The sequence below is a fragment of the Pseudomonas sp. 05L36 genome, from assembly GCF_056398125.1.
The window spans coordinates 35035-51999 of record NZ_JBFTOU010000002.1 but is presented as its reverse complement, the minus strand read 5'-3'; the positions used below and the strand labels follow the sequence as shown (position 1 = coordinate 51999).

Genomic DNA, 16965 nt, shown 5'->3' with positions numbered 1-16965 from the left:
TCAACGCTCGGAATGCAAAGCCTCTGATCGAAAACCGCTGGTCGGGGCATCACGCGACGACTATTATGCGCGCCTTCGAATTCAGCCTAAACAAGGCGCAAACCCATGCTAGTACTGGGATTAGAAACCTCCTGCGACGAAACCGGTGTCGCATTATATGACAGTGAGCGCGGCCTGCTGGCCGACGCATTGTTCAGTCAGATCGACCTGCACCGCGCCTATGGTGGCGTGGTGCCGGAGCTGGCTTCGCGCGATCACGTCAAACGCATGCTGCCCTTGATTCGTCAGGTGCTGGCTGAGGCCGACTGCGTGCCGACCGAGATCGATGCGATCGCCTACACCGCGGGTCCTGGCCTGGTCGGTGCCTTGTTGGTAGGGGCTTCCTGCGCTCAGGCGCTGGCCTTTGCCTGGGGCATTCCGGCTCTTGGCGTGCATCACATGGAAGGCCATTTGCTGGCGCCGATGCTGGAGCCGCAACCGCCGGAGTTTCCGTTCGTCGCTTTGTTGGTGTCGGGTGGTCATACGCAACTGGTTCAGGTCGACGGAATTGGTCAGTACACGCTCTTGGGCGAGACCCTGGATGACGCCGCTGGCGAGGCCTTCGACAAGACGGCCAAGATGATGGGCCTCAATTATCCCGGCGGACCGGAGATCGCTCGCCTTGCAGAACTGGGTGTTGCAGGACGTTTCGTCTTCCCGCGTCCAATGTGCGACCGCCCGGGCCTGGATTTCAGCTTCAGTGGCTTGAAAACCTTCGCACTGAATACCTGGCAACAGTGCGTCAGCGCCGGGGACGACAGCGAACAAACCCGTTGCGACATCGCGCTGGCATTCCAGCAGGCCGTGGTGGAGACTTTGACCATCAAGTGCAAGCGTGCCCTGAAGGCCGCCGGCATGAAGCGCCTGGTGATTGCAGGGGGCGTCAGTGCCAACAAGGCGTTGCGCACTTCCCTGGAGAAAATGCTCGGCGACATGAAGGGTGATGTGTTTTATGCCCGTCCGCAGTTTTGCACCGATAACGGCGCGATGATCGCCTTTGCTGGCTGCCAGCGCTTGCAGGCCGGTCAGCAGGAAAGCCTGGCGATCAGCGTGCAGGCACGCTGGCCGATGGAGCAGTTGTCCGCATTGTGATGAGCGGCGCTCATGTCCGGCTGCTAGAAATGCCGTTCGCGCCCGGCAAACAGGTCGCGTAGATTGCCGCGATGACGCCAGACGATCAGCCCGGTGAGCGCGCTCATGGGCAGCAGGGCGGCCGGTTCTTGCCAGGCCAGCAACGGCAGGCTCAGCGGTGTGGCGATGAGGGCGGCCAGGGAGCTGGTGCGGGTCAGGTAGAACGTCAAGAGCCAGGCGCAGACCGCCAGAAGGGCAGCGGGCGGGTACAATCCCAGCAACATGCCCGCAGCGGTGGCGACACCCTTGCCGCCGCGAAAGCGGAAGTACAACGGAAACAGATGGCCGATGACGGCATAGACGCCGATCCAGGCTTGTTCCTGCTGCGAAAGGCCCGCAAGGCGCGCAATCAGTACCGGCAGCAGGCCTTTGCAAAGGTCGCCGAGCAGGGTCAGGATGGCGAGTTTCTTGCCGGCCAGGCGCAACATGTTGGTGGCGCCGGCATTGCCCGAGCCACTCATTCGCGGATCGGGGTTGCCGGTCAGGCGGCTGAGCAAAATGGCAAAGGACAGAGAGCCGAGCAGGTAGGCGAGGATCGCCAATAACCAAAACATGCTAACTATTCCGGGCGAGGAAGCCCTGATTCTAACGGCGCATTGCGCCCTTGTCGTGTAGCGGAGAGAAGTGCTTGGACAGAGTGTTTATCGAGGGCCTGGAAGTCGACACGGTGATTGGTGCCTACGATTGGGAGCGAGGCATCCGACAGTGCTTGCGTCTTGACCTGAGCTTCGCCTGGGATAATCGCCCGGCCGCAGCCGGTGATGACCTGACCCTGGCGCTCGACTACGCCAGTGTTTCCTCGCGCATCCAGGCGTTTGCCGAGCAGGCGCAATTCCAGCTGGTGGAAACCTTTGCCGAGCGCCTGGTTGAAGTGCTGATGAGCGAATTCAAGATCACCTGGATGCGCATCAAGCTGACCAAGCCAGGTGCGATTCCTGCCGCCACCGGCGGCGTGGGCGTGGAGATCGAGCGCGGATGTCGCTGACTCAGGTGTACCTCGGGCTCGGTAGCAATATCGAGCGTGAAGCCCATTTGCGGGCGGGGCTCGATGCATTGGCGACATTCCTTGTCGATATCCGCTGTTCGGCGGTGTTCGAAAGCCAGCCGGTGGGCATCAAGAGCGGGCCGTTCTTCAATTTCGTGGTGTCGGCGTATACCGATCTGCCGCTGATGGAGCTTGATCGTCGACTGAAGTTCATCGAGGCGGATAACGGTCGTTACGCACCGGATCGCCGAGGTTTGCCGCTGGATATCGACGTGTTGTTGTTCGGTGACCTGGTGGGCAACTTCGATGGACTGATCTTGCCGCGCGCAGAAATTCTGAAAAATGCGTTCGTTCTGTGGCCGTTGTCGTTGATAGCGCCGGATCGCGTGCACCCGGGCGCAGGCAAGAGCTTTGCGACCTTGTGGGCTGAAGCGCAGATTGATCAGGTGTTGGCGCCAGTGGCTTTCGAATGGCGTGGTGAGCAGCTGACGCCCTCTGATTTACTGTAAAGCAAAAAGATCGCAGCCTTCGGCAGCTCCTACAAAGCAAAAAGATCGCAGCCTTCGGCAGCTCCTACATGGATTGATGCGTCCTGTAGGAGCTGCCGAAGGCTGCGATCTTTTATCCTGGTCAGGTTTTTTCTTTGTAAGCCTTCAGTGCCTTTAGCCGCTCGCGCTTGATCGCCTCCCCCAGCTCTGGTCCCTTGAAGCCTTGCTCCAGCAATGGCTGAACCGCCACGCTGCGAGCAGCGGTTGCTGCGCCGCGCAAATAATCCGCCTGTGGATAACTTCTTTCTTCCAGCCCTTTGCGCCCCCGCGCATCCATCTCGCATGCCGCGATGAACTCCTCGAACCGCTGTGGCCGACGGTAAATGTCGAAGCTTTGCAGCAAGTCCAGCAATGTCGATGGCTTCAGCTCAAGGGCGCGATGCCCGTGGGTGTGATACTCGCCCACCAGCAGCGCCAGTTCCTGGCAGTCTCTCGGCACCTTGAAACGTTCGTTGATCGCTTTGATCAGCTTCAGGCCTTTGCACTCGTGGGCAATGTGTCGCGGCCATTCTTTCTCTGGCGTCAGGCCTTTGCCCAGGTCATGCAGCAGGGAGGCCCAGCGCACGGTCAGCGGCTGTTTGTACAACGCCGCTTGCTGCAACACGCTCAGGGTATGCGCGCCTGTATCGATTTCCGGGTGATGGGCCGGGGGTTGTGGTACGCCGAACAGCGCGTCGACCTCGGGCATCAGTACCTTGAGTGCGCCGCATGCGCGTAAAACCTCAACAAACACTTGTGGCTGATCTTCCATCAGGGCGCGGGAAATTTCCTTCCAGCTGCGCTCCGGGGTCAGCGCCTCAAGCTCGCCTGATTCGCTGAGTTGGCGCATCAGCGCCAGGGTTTCCGGGGCGACGGTAAAACCCAGCGTCGCGTAGCGCGCCGCGAAGCGGGCAACACGCAGGACCCGGAGCGGATCTTCGGCAAATGCCGGGGAGACGTGGCGAAGCAGGCGTGCTTCGAGATCGCGCTGGCCGTGGTACGGGTCGGTCAGGTTCTGCTGATCGTCTTCAGCCATGGCATTGATGGTCAGGTCGCGACGGATCAGGTCTTCTTCGAGGGTGACTTCAGGGCTGGCGTGAAAAGTGAACCCGCCGTATCCGCGCCCGCTTTTGCGCTCGGTGCGGGCGAGGGCGTATTCCTCACCGCTTTTGGGATGAAGGAACACCGGGAAATCCGCGCCCACCGGGCGAAAGCCCTTGGCGAGCATCTCTTCGGTCGTCGCGCCGACCACGACCCAGTCGATATCGGTAACCGGTTTGCCCAGCAGGCGATCGCGTACCGCACCACCGACTTTATAAATCCGCATAAAAAACCTCCGTTAGCTCGACAGGATAACCGTTGCATCGAGCTTTCGGAGGCACAAACCGGATCAAAGATGGATGACGGCCAGGTCCAGGCGGCCGTAATCGCCTTCGCTGTGCTCGCTTCTGGGCGGCACATGATGGGTTTTCATGACCTGATCGCCCTGCAGGGTTTCCAGGTGAATGTCGAAACCCCAGAGGCGGTGCAAGTGCTTGAGCACTTCCTCGGTGGACTCTCCCAGCGGTTTGCGGTCGTGCTGTTGGTGGCGCAGGGTCAGAGAACGGTCACCACGCCGGTCGATGCTATAGATCTGCACGTTGGGCTCGCGATTGCCCAGGTTGTACTGTGCCGCGAGAGTTTCACGGATGATGCGGTAGCCTCCTTCGTCGTGAATGGCGGGCACCAGCAGGTCGTCCTTCTGGTCGTCATCGAGAATGCTGAACAGCTTCAGGTCGCGGATCACCTTGGGCGACAGGTACTGCAGGATGAAGCTCTCATCCTTGAAGCTGCTCATGGCGAACTTGATGGCTGCCAGCCAATCTGTGCCAGCAATTTCCGGGAACCAGTGGCGATCTTCCTCGGTGGGTTCTTCGCACATGCGCCGGATGTCCCGGTACATGGCAAACCCGAGAGTGTAGGGGTTGATTCCGCTGTAGTAAGGGCTGTCGAAGCCCGGCTGAAAGACCACGCTGGTGTGGGATGTCAGGAACTCCATCATGAAGCCGTCGGTGACCAGGCCCTCGTCGTACAGGTCGTTCATCAGGGTGTAGTGCCAGAACGTGGCCCAACCTTCATTCATCACCTGGGTCTGACGCTGTGGATAAAAATACTGGGCGATCTTGCGCACGATGCGCACGATTTCCCGCTGCCATGGCTCCAGCAGCGGCGCGTGTTTTTCGATGAAGTACAGGATGTTTTCCTGAGGTTCGGCGGGAAAGCGTGCGTTGTCCTTGTCGCTGTACTTGTCCGCGCCCTTGGGAATGGTGCGCCACAGATCGTTGATCTGTTTCTGTAGATGTTCTTCCCGGTCCTTTTGCCGGCGACGTTCTTCTTCCGCGGAGATCGGATAGGGGCGTTTGTAGCGGTCGACACCATAGTTCATCAGTGCATGGCAGGAGTCGAGCAGGTCCTCGACCGCGTCGATACCGTGGCGCTCTTCGCATTGCATGATGTACTGCTTGGCAAACACCAGGTAATCGATGATCGAACTGGCGTCGGTCCAGGTGCGGAACAGGTAATTGCCTTTGAAAAAGCTGTTGTGCCCGTAGCAGGCATGGGCCACCACCAGCGCCTGCATGCAGATGGTGTTTTCTTCCATCAGGTAGGCGATGCACGGGTCGGAGTTGATCACGATCTCGTACGCCAGGCCCATCTGGCCGCGTGTGTAGGACTTTTCGGTGCTGAGGAAGTGCTTGCCGTAGGACCAGTGGTGATAACCCAGCGGCATACCGACCGAGGCGTAGGCGTCCATCATTTGCTCGGCGGTGATCACTTCGATCTGGTTGGGGTACGTATCGAGTGCATAGCCAGCCGCAATACGACTGATTTCGCGGTCGTAGGCCTGGATCAGCTCGAACGTCCATTCGGAGCCGGTGGAAATGGGTTGGCGTTTCTGCTCTTTGGCGGTCATGTCACTAACCTGCGCTGGAAGAGTTCACGGAAGACCGGATAGATATCCCCGGCCGAGACCAGTTGTTGCTGGGCAAAAGTGTCGGAAAAGGCTTCGGCGATGCGCTCGTACTCGAACCACAGGGCCTGGTGTTCGCGCGGGGTGATCTCAACGTAAGTGTAGTACTGCACGAATGGCATGATCTGGTTGATCAGGATGTCGCGGCAGATCGGAGAGTCGTCGTTCCAGTTATCACCGTCGGAAGCCTGGGCGGCGTAGATGTTCCACTCGTTGCTCGGATAACGCTCGGCCATGATCTCCTGCATCAGTTTCAGGGCGCTGGAGACGATGGTGCCGCCGGTTTCCCGGGAGTAGAAAAATTCCTCCTCATCCACTTCGCGGGCGCTGGTGTGATGGCGGATGAACACGACGTCGATCTTTTCGTAGTTCCGCTTGAGAAACAGGTACAGCAGGATAAAGAAGCGCTTGGCGATGTCCTTGGTCGCCTGGGTCATCGAGCCGGACACGTCCATCAGGCAGAACATCACGGCCTTGGAACTGGGGTTGGGTTGCTTGATGAGCAGGTTGTATTTGAGGTCGAATGTGTCGAGAAAAGGTATGCGGTGGATGCGCGCGCTGAGTTTTTCGATTTCAGCTTCTATTTCCTGAATATCGCCGAAGTTGTCTGGTTCTTCCTGCTTGAGTCGCAGAAGTTCTTCCTTGGCTTCGCGCAGTTTTGCCCGGCTGCTGCCGGACAGGGCGATTCGCCGGGCGTGGGCTGAACGCAGGGTGCGGATGATGTTGATCCGCGACGGGTTGCCCTCGTTGCTGATCCCGGCCCGCACGGTCTTGAAGGTATCGGTGCCGGTCAGGTTGCGCTTGACCAGGTTGGGCAGTTCGAGATCCTCGAACATGAATTCGAGGAACTCTTCCTGGGTGATCTGAAAGACGAATTCGTCCATCCCTTCGCCGGAATTACCGGCCTTGCCGGGGCCTCTACCGCCACCGCCTCCCGGTGGGCGGGCGATATGTTCGCCGCTGGTGAATTCCTTGTTGCCCGGGTGCACGACCGTTTGCTTGCCGCCGCGACCGTGGTGGAGCACCGGCTCGTCGATGTCGCGGCCGGGAATGCTGATTTGTTCGCCGTGTTCCATATCGGTAATGGAGCGCCGGCTGACCGCCTCTTCGACAGCCTTTTTGATGTGATCACGGTAGCGCCGCAGAAACCGCTGGCGGTTCACCGTGCTCTTGTTCTTGCCATTGAGACGTCGGTCGATCACATAGCTCATGACTGCTCCTTAGAAGCTGTCCTGAAAGGGGCGAGCGGTGATACAGCATCGAACCGAGAGCCGAGGGATATTGAACGCTCCCCCAAGCGCTTTGGATGCTGCCTGAACTCGCTACCGACTTTCGAACACCTCCCAGAGGCCTGTGTAACAGAAAAGCCCACACAGGTCTCTGGCTGACGACAACCGGTCTGACCGGCAGCGGTTTATTGTGATTTTCTGACCCGCAGGTACCACTCGGACAGCAGTCGCACCTGTTTGTCTGTGTAGCCCCGCTCGACCATCCGTGTGACGAAGTCGTTGTGTTTCTGCTGGTCCTCTTTGCTGGCCTTGGCATTGAAGCTGATGACTGGCAGCAGGTCCTCGGTGTTGGAGAACATTTTCTTCTCGATGACCACCCGCAGTTTTTCGTAGCTGAGCCAGGTCGGGTTCTTGCCGTTGTTGTTGGCCCGGGCACGCAGGACGAAGTTGACGATTTCGTTGCGGAAATCCTTCGGATTGCTGATGCCGGCCGGTTTCTCGATTTTCTCCAGTTCTTCGTTCAACGCTACGCGGTTGAGGATCTCGCCGGTTTCCGGGTCGCGGTATTCCTGGTCCTGGATCCAGAAGTCGGCGTACAGCACATAGCGATCGAAGATGTTCTGGCCGTACTCGCTGTAGGACTCGAGGTAGGCGGTTTGGATCTCCTTGCCGATGAATTCGATATAGCGCGGTGCCAGGTACTCCTTGAGGAAGCGCAGATAGCGTTCGCGGGTCTCCGCCTGGAACTGTTCCTGTTCGATCTGTTGTTCCAACACGTAGAGCAAGTGCACCGGGTTGGCGGCGATTTCGTGCGGATCGAAGTTGAACACCTTCGACAGGATCTTGAACGCGAACCGGGTGGAGAGACCGTTCATGCCTTCGTCGACACCGGCGTTGTCGCGGTATTCCTGGATCGACTTGGCTTTCGGATCGGTGTCCTTGAGGTTCTCGCCGTCGTACACGCGCATCTTCGAGTAGATGTTGGAGTTTTCCGGCTCCTTGAGGCGCGAGAGCACGGTGAACTGGGCCAGCATCTTCAGGGTATCCGGCGCGCAATGAGCCTTGGCCAGCGAGCTGTTGAACAGCAGCTTGTCGTAGATCTTCACTTCGTCACTGACCCGCAGGCAGTACGGCACTTTGACGATGTAGATCCGGTCGATGAAGGCTTCGTTGTTCTTGTTGTTGCGGAAGGTATGCCATTCCGATTCGTTGGAGTGGGCCAGCAGGATCCCGGTGAACGGAATCGCACCAAGACCTTCGGTGCTGTTGTAGTTGCCTTCCTGGGTAGCCGTCAGCAATGGGTGCAGCACCTTGATCGGTGCCTTGAACATTTCGACGAATTCCATCAGACCCTGGTTGGACCGGCACAGTGCGCCCGAGTAGCTGTAGGCATCGGCGTCGTTCTGTGGGAATTCCTCCAGTTTGCGGATATCGACCTTACCCACCAGTGCCGAGATGTCCTGGTTGTTTTCATCGCCCGGTTCGGTCTTGGCCACGGCGATCTGGTTGAGGATCGACGGATAGAGTTTGACCACGCGGAACTGGCTGATGTCGCCACCGAATTCGGCCAGGCGTTTGGTGGCCCATGGCGACATGATGGTGTTGAGGTAGCGCCGTGGAATGCCGAAGTCTTCCTCGAGGATCGCGCCATCTTCGGTGGCGTTGAACAGACCCAGGGGTGATTCGAAAACCGGCGAGCCCTTGATCGCATAGAAGGGTATTTTTTCCATCAGTTGCTTGAGCTTCTCGGCCAGGGACGATTTACCGCCACCGACGGGGCCAAGCAGGTAGAGGATCTGTTTCTTCTCTTCCAGGCCCTGAGCGGCGTGGCGGAAATACGATACGATCTGGTCGATGCATTCTTCCATCCCGTGGAAGTCTTCAAAGGCCGGATAGCGGCGGATCACCTTGTTGGAAAAGATTCGCGACAGTCTCGAGTTGGTCGAGGTGTCGAGCAGCTCCGGTTCTCCGATGGCCAGCAGCAGACGCTCGGCGGCGGAAACGTAGGCGCTGCGGTCCTTTTTGCACAGCTCCAGGTACTCTTGCAGAGAGAGTTCTTCCTGGCGTGTGGACTCGAAGCGTTGTTGGAAGTGGCTAAAGATACTCATGACGTCACCTCGCTCGATACGTGGAGCCGACGCCGGATCACTCAGTCGATGCTGGCAGCAACCGAACAGGCGGTTGCTGTTTACCCCCCAGAACTCCCTCAAGGCTTACCGCCCCGAAAGCTACTCCCGATGACCCGTGCGCCGGTGTACCGGCTCTCCCCTGTTTTGGATGGCCTGCGCTTAAGGATAGTTGGGAATTCGGCAGGTAAAGGCGAGATACGAAATTGTTTGTGGCAGACCGTTCGTCTGCCACCGCGCCAGCCCGCGGGAGCCGGGGCCTGCAACGTTACAAAAAAATTATTCGGAGGTGCCTTGTGCGGTTTCTGCTGGATACGTCGTACGCCACAACTCAAATCCGCCATCCATGCTGTAGACGTCGGAGAAGCCCTGGCTGATCAGGTAGGCGGCCGCGCCCTGGCTGGAATTGCCGTGATAGCAGACCACCACGGTCGGTGCGTCGAGGTCGGCATCCTGGATGAAAGCGTGCAGGGAATGATTGTCCAGATGCCTGGAGCCTGCGATGTGCAGGGCGGCAAAAGTGGCCGGGTCGCGGACGTCGACCACCACCGCGCCTTGTTCGCGCAGGGCCTGGGCCTGTTCCGGGGGGATACGTTTGAATTCGCTCATGGCGGGCTCCTGTGGCTCGGCTGAATGGGCAGTCTAGCGCGGGGCGCCGGCTGACGATGTTTGGGGAATGGATAAGGCGACTGGCGGCACGACATGACCGTGTTCGTCGCATTTGCAGGAAAGGCGCTCACCGCTGTCGACGTTCATCAGGGTCAGGGCGCCGCCCCAGACGCAACCGGTGTCGAGGGCCGAGATGCCCGGCTCGTCGCACTTGCCTTCCAGTGCTGCCCAGTGACCGAAGATGATTTTCACATCCCTGGTCTTGCGCTCCTTGTGCTGGAACCAGGGCTTGTAGCCGGCGGGCGCGGTATCGAGGCCTTCCTTGCTCTTGAGGTCGAGTTTGCCTTCGGCGGTGCAAAAACGCATGCGCGTGAAATAGTTGGTGATCGCCCGCAGGCGCGTTACGCCTTTGAGGTCGTTGTCCCATTTCGCCGGATCGTTGCCGTACATGCCATCGAGGTAAGGCGGCAACAGGTTGTCGTCACGCAAGGCAGTCTCGACTTCGGCAGCACACTTCAAGGCTTTGCGCAGCGACCACTGGGGTGGAATGCCGGCATGGACCAGTGCAATGTTGCGCTGTTCGTCGTAGTGCATGAGCTTTTGCTGGCGCAGCCATTCGAGCAGTTCGGCGCAATCCGGCGCTTCAACGATCTCGCGCAGGGTGTCGGCCTTCTTCAGGCGCTCGATGTTGCGTCCGGCCGCCAGCAGGTGCAGGTCGTGGTTGCCGAGCACGCACACCAGCGATTCGCGAATGCCGTAGAGGAAGCGCAAGGTTTCCAGAGACTGCGGGCCGCGGTTGACCAGGTCGCCCACCAGCCACAGACGATCCCGTTGTGGGTCGAACGCCACTTGTTTGAGCAGGCATTGCAGGGCTTGAAGGCAGCCTTGCAGGTCACCAACCGCGTACGTCGCCATCAGTGCAGGGCTCCGGGCACCGCCAGGCGGAAGGGCGCGATGATGGCATCGAAATGTTTGCCGTCGTCGGAAAGCATCTGATAGGTGCCTTGCATGGTGCCGACTTTGGTGGTCATGACCGTGCCGCTGCTGTAGGTGTGGCTCTTGCCGGGGTCGATCAACGGCTGCTGACCTACCACGCCTGCGCCGCGCACTTCTTCGACATGCCCGTCACCATCGGTGATGACCCAGTGCCGTGAAAGCAGTTTGGCGGGCATTTCGCCGTTGTTTTGCACGGTGATGGTGTAGGCGAAGGCAAAGCGGTCGTGCTCGGGTTGCGATTGTTCTGCCAGATAGCGGGTGACGACGCTGACGTCGACCTGATAACGAGGATCGGACATGCAAGGGGCCTTAAAAACGAAGCGGGACGCGGGGCGTAGCTGATGGGTTCAGTCTAGGCCAAGTATCGGGTAGTAGACCAGAGTGGTGTCCTACCCGATAGCGCTTATCGCCTGTCAGACTGCAACTGGCGTTTGTGGCGCTTGCTCGCTGAGCTTGTCGGCCAGACGCACGAAGGCGGCCAGGTCGAGTTGCTCGGGACGCAGGCTGCCATCGACGCCGGCGGCTTCGATTTCGGCATTGCTCAGCAGCAGCTTGAGGGTGTTGCGCAGGGTTTTGCGGCGCTGGTTGAACGCTTCGCGCACGACGCGCTCCAGCAAGCGGTGATCCTTGGCCGGGTGCGGCAATACCGCGTGGGGCACCAGGCGCACGATGGCCGAGTCGACTTTCGGTGGCGGGTTGAACGCGCCTGGACCAACGTTGAACAGGTGCTCGACCCGACAGTGGTACTGAACCATGATCGACAGGCGGCCCCAGTCACCTCCACCAGGACCGGCAGCCAGGCGCTCGACCACTTCCTTTTGCAGCATGAAGTGCATGTCGCGGATCAGGTGCGAGTTGTGCAACAGGTGAAAAATCAGTGGCGTGGAGATGTTGTACGGCAGGTTGCCGACCACGCGCAGGCTACCTGGCGCGGCATTCAGGCTGTTGAAGTCGAACTTCAGTGCATCGCCCTGATGCAGATTGAAGTTGCTCCTGCCGGCAAACTGCTGGTTGAGGATCGGGATCAGGTCCTTGTCCAGTTCCACCACGTCGAGTTGCGCGCCGCTGCTGAGCAGGCCTTGCGTCAGTGCGCCCTGGCCCGGGCCGATTTCCAGCAGGCGGTCTTCTGCCTTGGCATGAATGGAACGCAGGATACGGTCGATAACGCCGGCATCGTGCAGGAAGTTCTGGCCAAAGCGTTTACGCGCCTTGTGTTGGTATTGCTCGGTCATAAACGGGTCTCGGCCATCTGGTAGGCGGTTTCCAGGGCGACTTGCAGGCTGCCGGTGTCGATCTTTCCACTGCCGGCCAGGTCCAGGGCAGTGCCGTGGTCGACCGAGGTGCGGATGATCGGCAAGCCGAGGGTCACGTTGACTGCTGCGCCAAAGCCTTTGTACTTCAGCACCGGCAGGCCCTGGTCATGGTACATCGCCAGCACCGCATCGCAGTGCTCCAGATATTTGGGGGTAAACAGAGTGTCGGCGGGCAGGGGGCCGCGAAGGTCCATGCCCTCGCCGCGCAAGCGCTCTAATGTGGGTTCGATGATATCGATTTCTTCATGGCCCAGGTGTCCGCCTTCGCCGGCATGGGGGTTGAGCCCGCAGACCAGGATACGTGGCTGGGCGATGCCGAATTTGTTTTGCAGGTCGGCGTGCAGGATTCGCGTGACGCGTTCCAGGCGCTCCGGCGTGATTGCATCGGCAATCTCGCGAAGGGGCAGGTGAGTGGTCACCAGGGCCACGCGCAAGCCACGTGTGGCCAGCATCATCACCACTTGCGCGGTGTGGGTCAGGTCGGCGAGGAATTCCGTGTGCCCGGAAAAGGCGATGCCGGATTCGTTGATCACGCCTTTGTGCACCGGTGCGGTGATCATGCCGGCAAAATCCCCGCTCAGGCAGCCCTGGCCGGCACGGGTCAGGGTTTCCAGAACGAAGGCAGCGTTGGCCTTGTCCAGTTGCCCGGTGACGACCTTGGCATTGAGCGGTGTATCCCAGACATACAGGCTGTTGGCTGGCGCGGGTACATCCGGCCAGTTGTCCGGTTTTACCGGCAGCAAGTCGACAGCCACGCCCAGTTGCGCGGCCCGCTCAGTGAGCAGGTCGCGGCTGGTAATGGCAATCAGGGGGTGGGGCTGGGCTTGGGAGGCGAGCAGCAGGCACAGGTCAGGACCTATGCCGGCTGGTTCACCGGGTGTCAGCGCGAAACGTTGGGTTTTCACTGCGCTGCCTGGTCGGCGCCAGGGAGTTTGATTTCCACGTACGCTTCATCACGGATCTGACGCAGCCAGGTTTGCAGCTCTTCGTCGTATTTGCGGTTACGCAAAACGGTCATTGCCTGTTGCTCGCGGGCCTGTGAGGTGCTGTCGGTGGCGCGACGGCCAAGGACTTCCAGGACGTGCCAGCCGTATTGAGTCTGGAACGGCCTGGACAGCTGACCTTGCGGGGTCTTGGCCATCACTGCGCGGAACTCGGGCACCAGCGCGTTCGGGTCGATCCAGTTCAGGTCGCCGCCGTTGAGGGCGGAACCCGGGTCTTCCGAGTAGCTTTTCGCCAGCTCACCGAAGTCTTCACCAGCCGCGATACGGCTGTAGAGCGACTCGGCCAGGGCCTTGGTTTTCGCTTCGTCGCGGATCGGGCTCGGTTTGACCAGGATGTGGCGCACATGCACTTCATCGCGCATCTGGGTCTCGCCGCCACGCTTGTCGAGAATCTTCAGGATGATGAAACCACCCGGGGTGCGCATTGGCTGGGTGACATCACCCACCGGCATGGTGCTCAGCAGCCGATCGAACGGCGGAGGCAGTTGAGCGGCCTTACGCCAGCCCATGTCGCCACCTTCCAGTGCGGTTTCGCTGGCGGACTTGGCGATGGCCAACTGACCGAAGTCAGCGCCTTGCTTGAGTTGCTGGTAAATCGCATTGGCCTGTTTGGCTGCATTCTGAATCGCGTCGGAGTTGGCGCTTTCCGGCGTAGGAATCAGGATGTTGGCCAGGTGGAACTCTTCGGACAGCTGCATTTTGCCCAAGTCGGACGCCAGGAAGTTCTTCACTTCCTGCTCGGAGACCTGAATGCGTTCGGCAACCCGACGCTGGCGCACACGGCTAATGACCATTTCGCGGCGAATCTGCTCACGCGCGTCGTCGTAGGACAGGCCGTCGCGAGTCAGGGCGGCGCGGAACTGCTCGACTGACATGTTGTTGCGCTGGGCAATGGTGCCGACAGCCTGGTTCAACTCTTCATCGGTAATGCGGATGCCGGAGCGATCGCCGATCTGCAATTGCAGGTTTTCGACGATCAGGCGCTCAAGTACCTGCTGCTCCAGCACACTGGCCGGCGGCACGGCAGAGCCACGCTTGGCAATGGTTTGCTGAACGTCATGAACGCGCTGGTCCAGTTGGCTCTGCATGACCACGTCGTTGTCGACGATGGCCACCACCTTATCGATGGACTGTACGGCGGCACTGGCCGCCGTGCTCAGGAACAGCGCGCCCAGCATCAGCGGGCGCAGACAATCAGAAAGCTTGGTCTTCACGTTCACGATAACCTTGAATGCCTTTGTCGAGGAAGCTCTCTGCCTTGGCGCCGGTGAGGCCGCCGAGTCCCTTCAGAACAATTTGGAGGAAGACGCCATGGTCGCCTTTTTCGTTTTGCGGTGCTTGCTGGCTGAACTCGTCATAATCAACGAAGTAGCGGTTGATCAGGCGCAGTTTCCAGCAGCAGCTGTCGTACTCGAAACCACCGAAGGCTTCCAGGGTACGGTTGCGGTTGTAGTCATACTGCCAACGGCTGATAGCGCTCCATTGCGGCACGATCGGCCAGATCACCGAGAAGTCGTGCTGCTGGATCTTGTAGTAATCCTTCACGAAGCCAGGCTGGCCAGGGGTGCCGTAGTCACCGCCGAACTGCCATTTACCGGTGTTCTGGTTGTAGATCACCTGGTCGTTACGATAGCGATAGCCAACGTTGACGACCTTGTTCGGGTTGTCTTCAGGCTGGTAGTGGAACATCGCGCTGCCCGAACGAGGGCTGCGGCTGTCCGGGTCCCAGTTGTAGTCGGCCGTGGTACGCCAGTCGCGGTTCCAGCGATACTCGTATTCCAGTGCATATGGGGAAACGCTGGCTTTGGCGTCGTCACGGTCGTTGAAGTTCACGCCTGGCAACTGGACTTCACGGTCCTTGAAGTACAAGGCCTGGCCGACACTGATGCGTTGACGCTCGAAACCGTTGTCTTCGATCCAGCGGCTGGTCACACCCAGGGACAATTTGTTCTCGTCGCCGACACGGTCGGAACCGGAGAAGCGGTTGTCACGGAACAGCGATGCAAAGTTGAAGGTGTTTTCGCTGGTGTCGAATACCGGGATGTCTTCCTGGTCGACTTCAGGCACGTACAGGTAGAACAGGCGCGGCTCGAGGGTCTGGCGGTAGTTCTTGCCGAAATACTGGGTATTGCGATCGAAGTATAGGCCGCTGTCGATGCTGGCGATCGGCACGCCGCGGTTCTGGTTGCTGTCGAAGGTCCCGCTGAGCTTGTCCTGCTCTGCGCTTTGCGCGGCGATCTGCGCCTTACCGGTGTTGTCCAGATCCAGTTGGTACTGGGTGTACTGGTACTTGAGCGTCGGTTTCAGGAAGCCGTAGGTCCAGTTCAATGGCAGGCTGACAGCCGGAGCCAGGTTGAGTCGGTCGCCATTGGCGCGAGCCAGACCTTGAATGTTGTTATCAAGACGGGGAGAGCCGACGCCGTCTTCGTCAAAGTATTCCCCGTTCTGCAGATCCCGGTCAAACCGTACGACTTCGGTGTTGTACGTGAAATCCAGGCCTTCCGGATGATAAGGCAGCATACCGTCGAGGGTGATCTGCGGCAGGCGGTCGTACGGCGTAATGTTCGAAACGGTCGCCAGCTGAAAGGCCTGGGCATTTACGCGAGCGGTATAGCTGTCGCCGCGATAGGTGACAGAGCCCTGCTGGTTCACGTAGTCCTGGCTTTTCACGCCAATCTGGTCGGTCTGCAGATCCTGGAAGTAATACGGATCGCTGATCTTGGTGTAGTCGACTTGCGTGAGCACTCGCGAGTCGAGACCACCCTTGTGCTGCCAGTTGTACATGTAGCGGGTTTTTTCGGCGTCTGACTGTTTGTCGCGCTCGTCGCTTTCGTCGTTGAGGTACGCCGCGCCGAACTGGCCTTCGCTGGACTTGGTCAGGTAGCGGAATTCGCCTTCCATCAACAAGCCGTGCTTTTCCATGTAGCGCGGGTACAACGTGGCATCGTAGTTCGGCGCCAGGTTGAAGTAGTACGGGGTGACCAGCATGAAGCCGGTATCGCTGCCGGTGCCAATGGTCGGCGGCAGGAAGCCGGACTGGCGACGGTCGTCGATCGGGAAATAGATGTACGGCGTGTACAGGACCGGAATGTCCTTGACCCGCAGCGTCACGTTGGTCGCCGTACCGAAACCGGTGGCCGGGTTCAGGGTGATGTTGTTGCCCTTGAGCTGCCAGGCGTTGCTGTTCGGTTCGCACGTGGTGTACGTACCATCCTTGAGGCGGATGATCGCGTTCTCGGCACGTTTGGCGTACAGCGCATTACCGCGGATACGGGATTTGTGCATCACGTATTCGGCGTTGTCGACCTTGGCTTCACCGGTGTCGAGCTGCACGTCGGCGTGGTCGCCGACGATCAGTGCGCCGTTGTCGCGAATGCGCACGTTGCCGTTCAGGTCGCCACGGCTCTCGGCCTGGTACAGGTTGGCTTCGTCGGCTTCGACCTGCATGCTGCCCTGGCGCATGACAACGTCGCCGGCCAGGGTCGCGACCTGCTCATCCTGCTTATAGCGGGAGGCTTTTGCGCCGATAAAGGTTGGAGCGTCACTTTTATCCGTCTTGTCATCCATGCCAGGACGAATCGGTTCGATATAGGAACCAGAGCAATAAGGACCGGTTTCGGCCAATTGTGCGGCGGTGAGCTGCTCGCGGGGAACCCAGTCGAGGTGACTGTAGTCTGCGCTACGCGACTTCAGGCCACGGCCTTTGGACTCGGTGACCAGCACCGGCTTGGCGCCAGTGTCTTGGCTGGAACCGTTCTCGGCCGGGGCTTCGCCGGTGGCGGAAGCTGCGCTGCCATCATGAACGGGACGCGGTGGCAATGCAGCCGCCGGCGACTTTGGTGCACAGTCCCAGGAACCCGAAGCAGAGACTGAGCAGTCAAACTGTTCCGCGGCGACCACGTAGGAAGTGGCAAGGGGTTGCAGCGCCAGCAAACTGCCGGTAACCAACAACGGAAATTTTTTACGAAACGCGGGGGATTTCAATGCCATCTTATT

Annotated in this window: 15 protein-coding genes; 3 read left to right on the top strand and 12 right to left on the bottom strand. The window is 59.6% G+C overall.

All coding sequences use genetic code 11. From position 1 onward, the window contains the following. Positions 1–105: 105 nt before the first annotated feature. Positions 106–1131: a tRNA (adenosine(37)-N6)-threonylcarbamoyltransferase complex transferase subunit TsaD gene (gene tsaD, locus AC1DKH_RS02075; protein WP_477754895.1), complete on the top strand. Its 1026-nt coding sequence runs from the start codon at positions 106–108 to the stop codon at positions 1129–1131. A gap of 23 nt (positions 1132–1154) precedes the next feature. Here tsaD and plsY read toward each other — a convergent pair whose 3' ends face one another. Beyond that, positions 1155–1724, bottom strand: a complete 570-nt coding sequence (plsY, locus tag AC1DKH_RS02070) for a glycerol-3-phosphate 1-O-acyltransferase PlsY (protein ID WP_477754894.1) — start codon at positions 1722–1724, stop codon at positions 1155–1157. 74 nt (positions 1725–1798) lie between these two features. Between plsY and folB the strand changes: the two genes are divergently transcribed. Continuing rightward, positions 1799–2155, top strand: coding sequence for a dihydroneopterin aldolase (gene folB, locus AC1DKH_RS02065; RefSeq protein ID WP_477754893.1), 357 nt, complete (start codon positions 1799–1801; stop codon positions 2153–2155). After that, positions 2146–2664 (top strand): 2-amino-4-hydroxy-6-hydroxymethyldihydropteridine diphosphokinase, encoded by a 519-nt coding sequence (folK, locus tag AC1DKH_RS02060; protein WP_477754892.1) that lies wholly within the window; start codon positions 2146–2148, stop codon positions 2662–2664. The genes folB and folK overlap by 10 nt, the downstream gene beginning before the upstream one ends. A gap of 121 nt (positions 2665–2785) precedes the next feature. Here the strand turns inward: folK and AC1DKH_RS02055 are convergent, their stop codons facing one another. From AC1DKH_RS02055 to AC1DKH_RS02005, 11 genes are all read right to left on the bottom strand, one after another. Next, on the bottom strand, positions 2786–4009 hold the full coding sequence (locus tag AC1DKH_RS02055; protein WP_477797281.1) for a multifunctional CCA addition/repair protein: 1224 nt from the start codon (positions 4007–4009) through the stop codon (positions 2786–2788). A 63-nt stretch (positions 4010–4072) separates the two neighbouring features. Beyond that, positions 4073–5635 (bottom strand): SpoVR family protein, encoded by a 1563-nt coding sequence (locus AC1DKH_RS02050; protein WP_477754890.1) that lies wholly within the window; start codon positions 5633–5635, stop codon positions 4073–4075. Beyond that, positions 5632–6903 carry a YeaH/YhbH family protein gene (locus AC1DKH_RS02045; RefSeq protein ID WP_007993202.1) on the bottom strand — a complete coding sequence of 424 codons (1272 nt, stop codon included), beginning with the start codon at positions 6901–6903 and terminating at the stop codon, positions 5632–5634. Before AC1DKH_RS02045 ends, AC1DKH_RS02050 begins: the two co-directional genes overlap by 4 nt. Positions 6904–7106: 203 nt before the next feature. Continuing rightward, entirely contained in the window at positions 7107–9029 is a 1923-nt protein-coding gene (locus AC1DKH_RS02040) for a PrkA family serine protein kinase (RefSeq protein WP_108216905.1), read from the bottom strand. Between the two features lie 297 nt (positions 9030–9326). Then, positions 9327–9656, bottom strand: coding sequence for a thiosulfate sulfurtransferase GlpE (gene glpE, locus AC1DKH_RS02035; protein WP_477797280.1), 330 nt, complete (start codon positions 9654–9656; stop codon positions 9327–9329). A 33-nt stretch (positions 9657–9689) separates the two neighbouring features. After that, on the bottom strand, positions 9690–10571 hold the full coding sequence (locus AC1DKH_RS02030; RefSeq protein WP_477755970.1) for a symmetrical bis(5'-nucleosyl)-tetraphosphatase: 882 nt from the start codon (positions 10569–10571) through the stop codon (positions 9690–9692). Next, a complete protein-coding gene (gene apaG / locus AC1DKH_RS02025) occupies positions 10571–10951 on the bottom strand; it encodes a Co2+/Mg2+ efflux protein ApaG (protein ID WP_007980214.1) in 381 nt (126 codons plus the stop codon). Before apaG ends, AC1DKH_RS02030 begins: the two co-directional genes overlap by 1 nt. Positions 10952–11065: 114 nt before the next feature. Next, on the bottom strand, positions 11066–11884 hold the full coding sequence (rsmA, locus tag AC1DKH_RS02020; RefSeq protein ID WP_477755972.1) for a 16S rRNA (adenine(1518)-N(6)/adenine(1519)-N(6))-dimethyltransferase RsmA: 819 nt from the start codon (positions 11882–11884) through the stop codon (positions 11066–11068). Then, complete coding sequence (gene pdxA / locus AC1DKH_RS02015) at positions 11881–12870, bottom strand: 4-hydroxythreonine-4-phosphate dehydrogenase PdxA (RefSeq protein ID WP_477762843.1); 990 nt, start codon at positions 12868–12870, stop codon at positions 11881–11883. The genes rsmA and pdxA overlap by 4 nt, the downstream gene beginning before the upstream one ends. Further along, positions 12867–14183 carry a peptidylprolyl isomerase SurA gene (gene surA, locus AC1DKH_RS02010; protein WP_477755974.1) on the bottom strand — a complete coding sequence of 439 codons (1317 nt, stop codon included), beginning with the start codon at positions 14181–14183 and terminating at the stop codon, positions 12867–12869. The genes pdxA and surA overlap by 4 nt, the downstream gene beginning before the upstream one ends. Further along, positions 14164–16959 carry an LPS-assembly protein LptD gene (locus tag AC1DKH_RS02005; protein ID WP_477797279.1) on the bottom strand — a complete coding sequence of 932 codons (2796 nt, stop codon included), beginning with the start codon at positions 16957–16959 and terminating at the stop codon, positions 14164–14166. Before AC1DKH_RS02005 ends, surA begins: the two co-directional genes overlap by 20 nt. Between the last annotated feature and the right edge of the window lie 6 nt (positions 16960–16965).